A 12424-nucleotide genomic window follows, 5' to 3' on the forward strand; every position below is an offset into this window, starting at 1 on the left:
TGCCAGTTTTCAGCCACCCGGCGGGGGCCGTGCAGGGCCTAAAGACCCGAAATCATGACATAAATCCTTTTTTGGGTAGGCCGCGGGCAAGGCGAGCAACAGACACATCCATCCCGCCCACACCGTGTTTCCCCGCGTCCCCCCGCACCTCTGCACCCCTCTGTGCCCTTTGATGCCCTTCACTGTCTCCCTGTGCCGCCCTGACCGACCGTCGGCGGCCGCGTCACAGGTCGCGACCAGGGGAAGGACTGGGAGATGGGGAGTCCGCCCACCCGCCCAAGATCACCTCAAAGGCGGATCCGGCCGTTCAACCGGGGTTTCGGTCATCCGAGGGTGGAGCTGAGCGTGGAAGGCATTGCCGATGGGACCGTGGGCACAGATCAAGGAGACGCACATCGCCGTCGTGCTCCTGCTCGGAGATCGTGTTTTCAAGCTCAAGAAGCCGGTGGATCTCGGCTTCCTGGACTTCACCACCCGTGAGGCCCGGCGAGCCGCCTGCCTGCGGGAGGTGGAACTCAACCGGCGGCTCGCCCCGGACGTCTACGAGGGGGTCGCCGACGTACTGGGCCCGGACGGAGAGGTCTGCGATCATCTCGTCGTGATGCGGCGCATGCCGGAGGAACGCCGCCTCGCCGTCATGGTCCGTCTGGGCCAACCGGTCGAGGAACCCCTGCGAAGCATCGCACGGATGATCGCGAGCATGCACACCCGATCCCCCCACAACCCGCGCATCGACCGGAACGGGGAAAGACAGGCACTGCGGTCCCGCTGGAACGCGAGCTTCGACCAGATCCGCGCGTTTCCCGACACGGTCCTCGACCCCGAGATCGTCACGGAGATCGAACGGCTCACACTGCGTTTCCTCGACGGCCGCGAACCCCTGCTCACCGCCCGCGTCGACGAGGGCCGCATCGTGGACGGCCACGGCGACCTGCTCGCAGAAGACATCTTCTGCCTGCACGACGGGCCGAGGATCCTGGACTGCCTGGAGTTCGACGAACGGCTCCGCTTTCTCGACGGCCTTGACGACGTGGCCTTCCTCGCCATGGACCTGGAGCGGCTCGGGGCACCTCGCCTGGCCGAGGTCTTCCTGCACCACTACATCGAGTTCACCGCCGATCCCGCCCCGCCCTCGCTCTGGCACCACTACGTCGCCTATCGGGCCTTCGTCCGCGCCAAGGTCGCCTGCCTGCGGCAGCGGCAGGAGGACTCCGGCCCGGTGCGAGAGGCCCGGCAACTCGCCGAGCTCACACTCCGCCACCTGCGAGCGGGGGCGATCTCCCTGGTCCTCGTCGGCGGAAATCCCGGAACCGGCAAGTCGACCCTGGCCGCCGCCCTCGCCGACCGCCTCGGACACACGCTGCTGAACAGCGACCGCGTTCGCAAGGAACTCGCCGGCATCGCGCCGGAACAACCGGCGGCGGCACCCTTCGGCGAGGGCATCTACGACCGGCAGCGCACCGAGCGCACCTACGACGAGCTGCTGTTTCGAGCCGAGAGGTTGCTCCGGCACGGCGAGCCGGTCATCCTCGACGCCTCCTGGACCGACGCCGAGCACCGGGCGGCGGCCGAGCACCTCGCCCGGCGCACCTTCAGCGACCTCGTGGCGCTGCGCTGCACCGCCCCGCCACAGATCACCGCCGGGCGGCTCACCCGGCGAACCGGCGGGGTGTCCGACGCCGATCAGGCGATCGCCGCGACCATGGCGGCGAGGACGGCGCCCTGGCCGGAGGCGGCCGAGATCGACACCGGCACGACCGTGGAACAGGCACTTGAGCGGGCCCTGGCAGCGATCCATCCTCCCTCGGCCGTCGTCGCCCGGCGGTTCCGGCGCCCTCAGATGGAACCCGGCTGAGGACACCACCGGAGGCCGAAGAAAAGATCGACACGAAACCCGGATCCGTCACCGGACTTTAGGACGGTGACCTTGACAGCGACCCTGAGGGTGACTTTGACGGTGGCCTTCGGCCGGGCGATGAGGCCGAAGGACCCCTGACAGGCGGCGGAGCACCGAGAAAGGCTTGCTTCATGTCGATCCTGGACGAATGTGACGTACTGCTTCGAACCGGGGAGATCGCCCACATCAGACCGCTGCGCGACACGGACCGCGCGGCCCTGCACGCCCTGGTGGACCACACCTCAGAGAAATCGGCCTACCTGCGGTTCTTCACCGGAGGTCGCGCCACGGCCCACCTGTACATGGACCGGCTGACCGGCCCCGACTACCGCGGGCACGCCCAGGTCGCCCTCCTTTCCGGGCGGCTCGTCGCGGTCGCGGAGTACATCCCCGACGAGAGGCGGCACAGCGCCGACGTGGCCGTCCTCATCGACGACCACGTCCACGGCCGTGGCCTGGGCACCCTTCTGCTGGAACACCTCGCGCTCGACGCCGCGGCCCGCGGCGTGGGCGAGCTGGTGGCCGACGTGCTCAGCGGAAACGGGACGATGCTGAAAGTCCTCTCCGACCTCGGCCTCACCACGACGCGCGAGTTCACCGGCGACGAGATACGCGTCCGGATCGACCTGCGCCCCACGGACACGCTCACGGCCGCGATCGAGCGGCGCGACCACGAGGCGGAGCGCGCCTCACTGAGGCGGGTGCTGTCTCCCCGCTCGGTCGCCGTCGTGGGTGCGAGCCGCGAGCCGGACCGGGTGGGGCATCGGCTGCTGGGAAACCTGCTCGACGGCGGATTTCCCGGCCCGGTCTACCCGGTGAATCCGAAGGCGACTCACATCCTCGGCGTCCCCGCCCATCCCGACCTGTCCTCGATCGACGAGCCGGTCGACCTGGTCGTCGTGGCCACGCCCGCGAGCGCGGTCCTGGACGTCGCGCGCCAGTGCGCCGGCCACGGCGTGGCCGGGCTCGTCGTGGTCAGCGCCGGCTTCGCGGAGACCGGCCCGCCTGGCGCGAAACGCCAGACGGAACTGCTGCGCATCTGCCGTACCGGAGGGATGCGGCTGATCGGCCCCAACTGCCTCGGAATCGTCAACACCGGCGCCGCCCTCAACGCCAGTTTCCTGCCCCACCCTCCGCTTCCAGGCGCCGTCGCGCTGATGTCACAGTCCGGAGCGGTGGCCGCCGGGCTCGTCGCCCGGGCCACCACACTCGACATCGGGATCTCCTCCTTCGTCTCGGTCGGCAACAAGGCCGACGTCAGCGGCAACGACCTGCTGGAGTACTGGGAGGACGACCCCCAGACCAAGGTCATCGCCCTGTACCTGGAGTCCTTCGGCAACCCGCGGAGGTTCGGCAGGATCGCCCGCAGGGTGGGACGGCACAAGCCGATCGTCGCGATCAAGAGCGGCCGCAGCACCTCGGGAGACCGGGCCGTACGCTCGCACACCGCCGCCGCCGCGACCCCGGACGTCGCCGTCGACGCCCTGCTGCGCGCCGCCGGAGTCATCCGCGTCGACGGCATGCAGGAGTTGCTGGACACCGCACGACTGCTGGCCACCCAGCCGCTGCCCGCCGGAGGCCGGGTGGCGATCGTCGGCAACTCCGGCGGGCCACAGGCGCTCGCCGCCGACGCCTGTGAACGCCACGGCCTTCTCGTCCCGGAACTGTCGCCCGGCACCCGGCGACGAATGCGCTCCGGGTTGCGCCCGGCCGCCGCCGTCGCCAACCCGGTCGACCTGACGGCCGACGGGCAGGCCGAGGAGCTGGAGTTCGCCGCTTTGACCGCGCTGGAAGACCCGAAGATCGACACCGTGCTGATCGTCTACACCCCGCCGTTCGGTTCCGGTCCCGAGCGGACCCGTGAGGCGATCGCACGGGTGGCCGGCTCGGCGAACAAGACCGTCGTCGCCTGCGTGGTGGGCCGTGACGGGACGACCGGCCCGGTGCCCGTCTACGCCTTTCCCGAGCAGGCCGTGCAGGCGGTGAGCCGGGCCGCGGCCTACGCGCGGTGGCGCTCACGTCCGGTCCCGCCCTTCGTCCCCCCAGCGGGGACGGACATCCAGGCGGCACGGGAACTCGTCGAGGAAGACCTGTCGCGCCATCCTCAGGGCCGCTGGCTCGACCCGGTGACGGCCGCCCGGCTTCTCGGCTGCTACGGGGTAGCCGTGGCGAAGTTCATCGAGGCGGACACTCCGCAAGAGGCCGCCCTCGCCGCCACCCACCTCGGATTCCCCGTCGCGCTGAAGGCGACGGGACCGGTGCACAAGAGCGACGTCGGCGGCGTCCGGCTCGGGCTGCGCACCCCGGCGGAGGTTCGCGGCGCCTACCGGGCGATGAAGGACATGGTCGGCCAGGAGATGACCGGCGCGATCGTCCAGCGGATGGTCCCCGACGGTGTGGAGATCATCGTCGGCGCGGTCCGCCACCCCTCCTTCGGCCCTCTGGTCATGGTCGGCTTGGGAGGCGTGAGCGCCGAGCTGCTCACCGACCGCGCCTTCCGCAGCCCCCCGCTGAGCGGCCAGGACGCCGCGGAAACGATCCGGGAGCTGCACTGCGCCCCACTCCTGTTCGGCTACCGGGGTCGCCCGGTGGCCGACACCGCCACTTTGGAAGATCACATCGTCAGGGTGGCGAAACTCGCAGAAGACCTTCCCCAGATCGCCGAGCTGGACCTGAACCCGATCGTCGCCGGTCCCGCCGACGCCGTCGTGGTGGACGCGCGGATCCGGCTGGCCCCGGCCTCGCCCGTCCCCTCCCCCCTGCGCCGCCGGCTCCGCTGACGAGCCGTCGTCCCACAACCGGCACACGACCGGCATGCGACCCGGCGTGCGGCCGGCGTGCGGCCGGCGTGCGGCCGACATGCGGCCGACATGCGGCCGACAAGGTCACCTGGCCGCGGCGCACAGGACTTTCGACCCTGTTACCGCCCCCTCCTCGCGCCATAGCGTTCCCAGTGAAGAGATTCCCCGAAGGCCGGCCACCAGAGCCCGGCGTCGCATGCGGGGAGGTTTGAAAAACACCGCGACGGCATGAAACGCCCGCCTCCGCGGACGACACCCACCTTGAAAGGGGAAAACCCCATGGCTGAACGCCTCGCCGCTCCCGGTGACCTCGGCCGCCGGATCACCCGGCGACGTGAAAGCCTCGGCCTCGACCGGGAAGAACTGGCGAAGCGCGCGGGAATCAACCCCTCCTACCTCGCCTACGTGGAGCAGAGGGCGGCCGCACCCGCCATCGAGACCATCGAGCGCCTCGCCTCCGCCCTGGACACCAGCACCGCCGAACTCCTCGGAGGGACCGTCGACCAGCCCCCCGGGCAGGGACGAGCCGCACTCCACCCTGAGCTGAAGCGCCTGGACGCGAAGGAGTGCCTGCGGCTCATCTCCCCCGGCGGGGTCGGCCGGCTGGCCTTCGACGACCTCGGCGGCCCGATGATCCTGCCGGTCAACTACGTCCTGCACGAAGGCTGCGTGATCTTCCGTACCGCCTTCGGCGGCCCGCTCGACGAGAGCCTGAGGACCGGCGTGAAGGGGGTCGAGTTCAAAGTCGCCTTCGAGGTCGATCGAATCGACGACGCCAACCGCGAGGGCTGGAGCGTCCTCATCCGAGGCGGCGTCCATCATGTCACCACCGCCGAGGAACAGGCGGCCGTGATGACCCTGGGCGTCCACCCCTGGGCCGGTGGCGACCGCGAACTCTACGTCAAGATCACCCCTTCCGAGATCACCGGCCGCCGCATCCTGCACGGCCCGTGATCCACACCGGTGCGGCCGCCCGGGCGACCGTCCACCTCCGGCACGTCGCCTTTGGGAAAGGGCGCCGGCCCGCGGGACCGTCAGGGCCGACCGGCCCCGACGGCGGGATCGGGCAGCCGCCGCACCCGGCGGGAAGGGACCGCTCCATGACGCCTCCCGCAGTGGTGGACCTAGAAGAGATCTCCGCGATGATCTTCGACACCGACGGGGTCATCACCGACACGGCCACCGTGCACGCCGCCGCGTGGAAACAGATCTTCGACGCCTTCCTGTGCGAGCACGCCGAACGGTCCGGCGAGCCGTTCCGGATGTTCGACGCCGACGAGGACTATCTGTCTCACGTCGACGGCAAATCCCGGCTGGACGGGGTGAACGACTTTCTACGATCCCGAAACATCACCATCGATCCGGACACGGCGGCGAATCTCGCCGCCTCGAAGGACGCCTTCTTCCTGGCCGAACTCGACACCCGCGGCGTGACCCCCTTCCACTCGACCCTTGCACTCGTTCGCGAACTGCGACGCAGAAAAGTACTCACCGCCGCCGTCTCCGCGAGCCGCAACTGCGCACGGGTGCTCGACGCCGCGCACGCCACCGGCCTGTTCGACATCCTGGTCGACGGCGTGACCGCCGCCCGGCTTGGACTCGCGAGCAAACCCGATCCCGCACTGTTCCTGTACGCGGCCCGGCGACTGGGGGTGGCCCCGAGCCGGGCGGCCGTCGTGGAGGACTCCCTGGCCGGTGTGCGAGCCGGCAGGCGAGGCCACTTCAAACTCGTCATCGGCGTCGATCGGCACACCCGGGGACAGGCCCTGCGGGCCGCCGGAGCCGACCTGACCGTCACCGACCTGGCCGAACTACGACTGAAACCGCCCCCTGATCGCTCAGGCGCCCCGCACCCCCTTAGAGCCGACAGTCCCGGCTCATAAGAGCCCTTGGACCCTGGAAAACGCCGCGAACCCGAACGATGCTGCCCGTATGGACGAGTCACGGCCGACGAGCGCGGAAGCCCCGATGACCAGGCCGGCCCGTGTCACCACCTGTTCGGAGGCGAGATGCACCTCACCGTCAAGGACGTGATGACCCGAAAGATGATCTCTGTCGGCGAGAACACCTGTTTCAAGGACATCGCGGAAACGCTTCTCACCCACACGGTGAGCGCCCTGCCGGTCGTGGACGGCGACGGCCACGTGGTGGGGATCGTCTCCGAGGCCGACCTGCTCCGCAGACAGGAAGCCAAGGACACGCTCTCCGGCGAGCACCTTCCACCACCCACTCCGCACGAACGGCAGCCCTACGCACACCGAACCGGAGGCGACGTCGCCAGGGAGCTGATGCACGCCCCCGCGATCACGATCTCGAAGGACGCCCCGGTGACGGACGCCGGCCACCTCATGAGGGAGAACGACGTCAAACGGCTCCCGGTGGTCGACGGACAAGGCCGCCTGGCGGGCATCGTCAGCCGCTGCGACCTGCTGAAGGCATATATCCGCTCCGACCACGACATCGAACGCGAAGTCCGCCTGGACGTCCTGACACGCTCGTTGTGGATGGACACCTCCCTCGTCCAGGTCACCGTCAAGGACGGCATGGTGACACTGAGCGGACGGATGACCCTGCGCGGGGACACCAGGATCGCCCTGGAGATGACCCGCCAGATCAACGGAGTCATCGACGTGATCAACGAACTCGCCTGGGACCGGGACAACACCCGCACCGAAGAACGGCTGTGAACTTCGCGATCACGACCTGCCCTCACCCAGTGGAACGCTCCAAATGAGCCGGGTGCCACCCTCCGGCGAGCAGCCGACGACGAAGGACCCACCCAGCCGCTCGGCCCGCTCCCGCAGATCACGCAGCCCATCGTGCCCGCCGTCCGCGGACACGGCGACCCCGTTGTCGACCACGGTCAAGACGAGCCGCTCCTGACCGGCGTCCACCGATACCTCCACCTTCGAGGCCTCGGCATGACGCACCACATCGGACAACGCCTCACGCAACGCGGCCAGCAGGTCCTCGGCCAACGGCTCCGGCACCGCGCCGTCCAGCCGGCCCCCCATCTCCAGGCCCGGAATGAAACCCAGTTCGCCGCGCACCCCCTCCACCAGGGCCACGATCCCCGCACGCAAACCGGGATCGCCCTCCTGAGGGAAGGCACGCAAGGCGAAAATGGTGGAACGGATCTGCCGGATCGTGCCATCGAGCTCGTCGATGGAGCCACGCAGCCGCGACGAGACCTCCGGCCGCTCGATCAGCGGCACCGTGCTCATCAAGGTCAGGGCCACGGCGAACAACCGCTGAATCACCACATCGTGCAGGTCCTTGGCGATCCGGTCGCGATCCTCCAACAGACCCAGCCGCTCGGCGTCCATCCGGCTCTCGGCCAGCTTCAAGGCGATCGCGGCCTGCCCCGCGAAAGAGTGCAGGGTGCGCAGCTCATCCCCGCTGAACGGGAGACGCCCCGAACGCTTACCCAGCGACAACACCCCCCGCACACCTCCCGACGCTCCGATCGGCACCGCGGCCACCGGGCCGAGCGAGATGTATCCGGCTATCACCACCGGAACCTTCACCTCGCCCGGATCAGTCGCCATGAGCGGCTCACCGGTGACGAAAGCGCGACCGGCCAGAGAATCGGCGATCAACGCCTCGGCATGAGCCACCTGATCACAGGCCTCCCCCTCGGCGATCAACGTACGCAGAACCCGGCCACCCTCATCAGGCAGCAGAACAGCCACGACATCGGCCCCTGCCATCTCCCGCGCCCGCCGCGCGATCAGCCCGAGCACCTCGCGTGGCTCCGCACCCGACAGCAGGCTGGTGGTGACCTCCGCCGACGCCTGCAACCACATCTCCCTGCGCCGCGTCTCCTCATACAGGCGAGCGTTCTCGATCGCCACCCCGGCAGCGGTGGCCAGCGCCGTCACGATCGCCTCGTCCTCCTCGTCGAACGCCCCGCCACCGCGCTTCTCGGTCAGATAGAGATTGCCGAACACCTCCTCACGCACCCGGACCGGCACCCCCAGAAACGACCCCATCGGCGGATGGCCGGACGGAAAGCCACAGGAGGCGGGATGGTCGGTGATGTGGGCCAGCCGCAAAACCTGCGGCTCCTTGATCAGCAACCCGAGCAGGCCCAGCCCATGCGGCCAGTGCTCGACCCGCGCGATCTCCTCCTCACTCAGCCCCACCGGAACGAACTGAACGAGCGTGCTGTGTTCACCGGCCACCCCCAACGCCCCATAGGTGGCGTCCACCAGCGCGGTGGCGGCCTCCACGATCCTGCGCAGCACCGTCTCCAGATCCAGATCGCCACCCACCGCGACCACGGCCTCAAGCAGCGCGTGCACCCGGTCACGGGTCGCCAGCACCGCCTCCAGACGCACCCTCAACTCCGCCAAGAGCTCGTCCAGGCGCATGTGCGTGATCAACGCACCCGGCTCGATCTTCGCCATACCCCAAGTTTCGCACCCGGGCACGCGGACACCCGCCCCGCCAAGGAGACCGTGTCCACTCTTCCGGCCATTGTTTACCCTCCGATGACGAACACCTGACCGACAAGACACGACCTCGTCGGCCCGCTCGGGATCCCGGCACCCGGTGGCCGAAAGACCTCCACATCGAGGACCTGTGGCCTCTGCCCGAACGGCCCTCCCGGCAGTGAGATGGAGATCCGGGAACCCGGCGGACAGCGGCGAGCCGCCCCCGATCCGCGCAGGGCCGCCCATCACACCACGAAGGACCCGCGTGTCCCGAAGGAGGTCGTCGATGTACGCCACGGTCAAAGACGTCATGACCACGAAGGTGACGTCGGTCAGGGGCGACGCCCCGTTCAAGGACGTCGCCGAGGCGCTCATCACCCACACGGTGAGCGCGCTTCCCGTCGTCGACGACGAAGGGCACGTCATCGGCATCGTCTCCGAAGAGGACCTGCTCCACAAGGAGGGCTTCAAGGAGCGCTACTACCGCGAGGGCTACCAGCCACCGCTACGCATCCGGCTACTCCACCGCCTGGGCCAGAAGGGCGGCGACGGCCGCGCCAAGGCCCGTGGCGACACCGCCGCCGACCTGATGACCGCCCCCGCGATCACGATCCAGCAGCACGCCTCCGTCGTGTCCGCCATACGCCTCATGATCGAACACGGAGTCAAAAGGCTGCCGGTAGTGGATGCCGACGGATCGCTCCAGGGCATCGTCAGCCGCCACGACCTGCTCAAGGTCTTCGTCCGCGGTGACGCCGACATCGCCCGTGAGGTGGAGGAGAACATTCTCGGACACTCCCTGTGGGCCGCCCCCAACACCGCCACCGCCACCGTCGCGCACGGCGTCGTCACCCTGAGCGGCCACATGCACCGACGCGAGGACGCCCAACTCGCGGTACGGATAACCCAGCGGGTGAACGGAGTCGTCGATGTGATCGACAACCTGGAGTGGGACGTCGACGACGTCCCAGCCCGGACAAGACACCGAAGGTAAAAAATTCACCTCCCCCGGGTTCTTCAGCCCCTCGGCCGTGACCCGGGCGGCTCCCGAAGACCTGAAGCCCTCACCCCATCAGCCCTTCCGAACCCCCGAAGAGACCCTAGAGATCACCGGAGGTGTCGGAACCCGACAGGACGGGCTCGTTCCGCGACGGACTCTCCCAGCCTGCGGGAACGACCGCCACGGGGCAGAAGCCATGCTGAAGAACCGACCTCGAGGTCGAGCCGAGCCTGCCGTGATCACGCGCTCCGCCGACCACCACCAGGCTCGCCTCCCTGGACACGTCCTCCAGCAGGTCCTTCGCGGACGTCGCGGCGAAACAGGTACGGACCAACACTCCTGGACAGGTGATCCGCCATGGCCCCAGCCGCTCCAGCATGCCGTCCTCCGCCGCGTTCGCCGCGACCCGCGTGTCGTGCACCAACGGCTGCAGGCGCCCGGCATGCACCGCCGTCAGCTTCAACCGCCTGAGGGCGGCCTCACGAAAAGCGAACTCGATCACCCCGTCAGGGGTGTCGCCGCTCATCCCCAGAACCACGGCACCACGCTCCCTCGGCACCGGGATCGGACCGGGCCCGCGCACCACGATCACCGGACACCCCGCATGAGCCGCCACATACCCAGCGACCGACCCCAGAACGGTCCTGGCCAGGGTGCCCATGCCCCGAGAACCCACGACGATCATCGCCGCACGCTCCGACAGCTCGACCAGCCGTTCGGCGGCCGCGCCCTCATACAGATCCGTCGTGATATCGGTCAGCGTGCTACACGCGCGAGCGCAGTCGGCCCCGTGATACAGCACATGCTCGGCGGCGTTACGCAGGTGAAGCCTGGCATCCTCATCGGCCTCCCCATACGGCCACCGCCACGTGTGAACCACCTTCAGCGGCAACCTCCCGAGCTCGGCCTCGTCCATCGACCACTCCAGGGCCTGCATGGAGAAGTCGGAACCGTCATAGCCGACGACAACCTCACGAATATCGCTCATCGCCCTCACCTCCCTCTCCATGCTCGCCAGGGCACACGCAGAAGAGCAGGGCGGAAGGTCCCACCACGGTGGGACCTTCCGCCCTGCTCACCCCACGGCGCCCACCCGCGAAACCCAGGCGACGAACCCTGATCCTCCACCCACCCTCACCCGGCCGGGCGACGAGGCGGCCCCCGAGGAAACCCAGGGGACCTTCGTCCCTACCCGGCGAACGACGGAGCCACGAAGAATGAGACGGGCCAGGGGCGTGCAACACGCAAGACCCGCCAGATCCCGGCCCCAGCCACCGGGACAGAGCACCGACCCCTGACAACGCACCGAGGGCGGTGACCATGACAGCACCCATCATCGTCGGCGTCGACGGCTCGACGCCTTCGCTACAGGCCCTGACCTGGGCAACGCGAGAGGCGACCCTGAGAAAGGCGCCGTTACGCGTCGTCCACGCCGCCCTGCGCTGGGCCTACGACGTCCCGCTCGTCCCCCAACCCGGCCACTGGGGCCCCGCCGAGGAAGCCGCCTGCGAGGAGCTCCTTCACCGGGCAGCCGAACAGGTCCGCTCCCACGACCCCGCGCTGAAGGTCACCACCGAGATCCTCGACGGAAACGCCGCCGAGGCGATCGCCGCCGTGGCCGAGAACGCACAGCTGGTCGTCGTCGGCCACCGAGGCCTGGGCGGATTCGCCGGGCTGCTACTGGGCTCGGTCAGCCACGACCTGGCCGCCCGATCCCCGTGCCCGGTAGTGATCGTCAATCAACCGCACACCACCCGGGGCAGCGAGATCGTCGTCGGCGCCACCGGACGTGCCGACCAGGACCCCGTCCTGGAGTTCGCCTTCGGCGAGGCGTCCCTGCACCGGCGCCCACTGCGAGCGGTCCACGCCTGGACCCACCCGGCCAGCAGAGCACCCGGCGACATGCAGCCACTCGTCTACGACGTCGAAGACGTCGGCGACGAGGAGGCCCGCCTGCTGGCCGAGTCGCTCGGTGGCTGGCGGGAGAGGTTCCCCGACGTGCCCCTCATCGAGCAGGTCGTGCACAAGCATCCGGCCAAGGCGCTCATCGACGCCTCCGAGACCGCTGAGCTGGTCGTCGTGGGCGCCCGCGACCGGGCGATGTTCCTCAACTCGACCGTACGCGCCCTGCTCCACCACGCTCGGGCGCCCGTCGCCGTCCATCGCACCTCGCACGCTCCCCGGAGTTGAGCCTTCCCGGCGCGAGACCGCCGTGGCACCGCCTGCCGTACGACGAGAAAGCACATGTCCCGGCACCGGGCACCTCACGAGCGAACGATGGCCGGCCCTC

9 protein-coding genes are annotated in these 12424 nt (G+C 69.3%); 7 read left to right on the top strand and 2 right to left on the bottom strand.

The genetic code is table 11. The features are described 5' to 3' along the window. Nucleotides 1-361 precede the first annotated feature (361 nt). The 5 genes from ABZ664_RS18980 (at nt 362) to ABZ664_RS19000 (ending at nt 7385) form a co-directional block, all read left to right on the top strand. Nucleotides 362-1855, top strand: a complete 1494-nt coding sequence (locus ABZ664_RS18980) for an AAA family ATPase (RefSeq protein WP_362510954.1) — start codon at nt 362-364, stop codon at nt 1853-1855. 173 nt (nt 1856-2028) lie between these two features. After that, nucleotides 2029-4677, top strand: a complete 2649-nt coding sequence (locus tag ABZ664_RS18985) for a GNAT family N-acetyltransferase (protein ID WP_362510957.1) — start codon at nt 2029-2031, stop codon at nt 4675-4677. 300 nt (nt 4678-4977) lie between these two features. Beyond that, on the top strand, nt 4978-5652 hold the full coding sequence (locus ABZ664_RS18990; RefSeq protein ID WP_362510960.1) for a pyridoxamine 5'-phosphate oxidase family protein: 675 nt from the start codon (nt 4978-4980) through the stop codon (nt 5650-5652). 146 nt (nt 5653-5798) lie between these two features. Next, entirely contained in the window at nt 5799-6581 is a 783-nt protein-coding gene (locus ABZ664_RS18995; protein ID WP_362510963.1) for an HAD-IA family hydrolase, read from the top strand. A gap of 150 nt (nt 6582-6731) precedes the next feature. Beyond that, nucleotides 6732-7385, top strand: a complete 654-nt coding sequence (locus tag ABZ664_RS19000) for a CBS domain-containing protein (RefSeq protein WP_362510965.1) — start codon at nt 6732-6734, stop codon at nt 7383-7385. Nucleotides 7386-7394: 9 nt separating this feature from the next. Here ABZ664_RS19000 and ABZ664_RS19005 read toward each other — a convergent pair whose 3' ends face one another. Then, a complete protein-coding gene (locus ABZ664_RS19005; protein WP_362510969.1) occupies nt 7395-9107 on the bottom strand; it encodes a GAF domain-containing protein in 1713 nt (570 codons plus the stop codon). Nucleotides 9108-9420: 313 nt separating this feature from the next. On the opposite strand from ABZ664_RS19005, the gene ABZ664_RS19010 reads away from it, so the two are divergent. Next, nucleotides 9421-10128 (top strand): CBS domain-containing protein, encoded by a 708-nt coding sequence (locus ABZ664_RS19010; protein WP_362510972.1) that lies wholly within the window; start codon nt 9421-9423, stop codon nt 10126-10128. Nucleotides 10129-10234: 106 nt separating this feature from the next. Here the strand turns inward: ABZ664_RS19010 and ABZ664_RS19015 are convergent, their stop codons facing one another. Further along, nucleotides 10235-11122: a universal stress protein gene (locus ABZ664_RS19015; protein ID WP_362510975.1), complete on the bottom strand. Its 888-nt coding sequence runs from the start codon at nt 11120-11122 to the stop codon at nt 10235-10237. Nucleotides 11123-11454: 332 nt separating this feature from the next. Here ABZ664_RS19015 and ABZ664_RS19020 point away from each other — a divergent pair, with 332 nt between their 5' ends. Further along, on the top strand, nt 11455-12324 hold the full coding sequence (locus ABZ664_RS19020; RefSeq protein WP_362510979.1) for a universal stress protein: 870 nt from the start codon (nt 11455-11457) through the stop codon (nt 12322-12324). Nucleotides 12325-12424 lie beyond the last annotated feature (100 nt).

Origin of the sequence: Streptosporangium sp. NPDC006930 (assembly GCF_040635605.1) — a bacterium.
Lineage (GTDB): Bacteria > Actinomycetota > Actinomycetes > Streptosporangiales > Streptosporangiaceae > Streptosporangium.

What these genes read in the sequence shown, in the direction of transcription:
- ABZ664_RS18980 (WP_362510954.1), top strand. Translation starts at nt 362, where the DNA reads ATGGGACCGTGGGCACAGATCAAGGAGACGCACATCGCCGTCGTGCTC.
- ABZ664_RS19015 (WP_362510975.1), bottom strand. Translation starts at nt 11,122, where the DNA reads ATGAGCGATATTCGTGAGGTTGTCGTCGGCTATGACGGTTCCGACTTC.
- ABZ664_RS19000 (WP_362510965.1), top strand. Translation starts at nt 6,732, where the DNA reads ATGACCCGAAAGATGATCTCTGTCGGCGAGAACACCTGTTTCAAGGAC.
- ABZ664_RS18985 (WP_362510957.1), top strand. Translation starts at nt 2,029, where the DNA reads ATGTCGATCCTGGACGAATGTGACGTACTGCTTCGAACCGGGGAGATC.
- ABZ664_RS19020 (WP_362510979.1), top strand. Translation starts at nt 11,455, where the DNA reads ATGACAGCACCCATCATCGTCGGCGTCGACGGCTCGACGCCTTCGCTA.
- ABZ664_RS18995 (WP_362510963.1), top strand. Translation starts at nt 5,799, where the DNA reads ATGACGCCTCCCGCAGTGGTGGACCTAGAAGAGATCTCCGCGATGATC.
- ABZ664_RS19005 (WP_362510969.1), bottom strand. Translation starts at nt 9,107, where the DNA reads ATGGCGAAGATCGAGCCGGGTGCGTTGATCACGCACATGCGCCTGGAC.
- ABZ664_RS18990 (WP_362510960.1), top strand. Translation starts at nt 4,978, where the DNA reads ATGGCTGAACGCCTCGCCGCTCCCGGTGACCTCGGCCGCCGGATCACC.
- ABZ664_RS19010 (WP_362510972.1), top strand. Translation starts at nt 9,421, where the DNA reads ATGTACGCCACGGTCAAAGACGTCATGACCACGAAGGTGACGTCGGTC.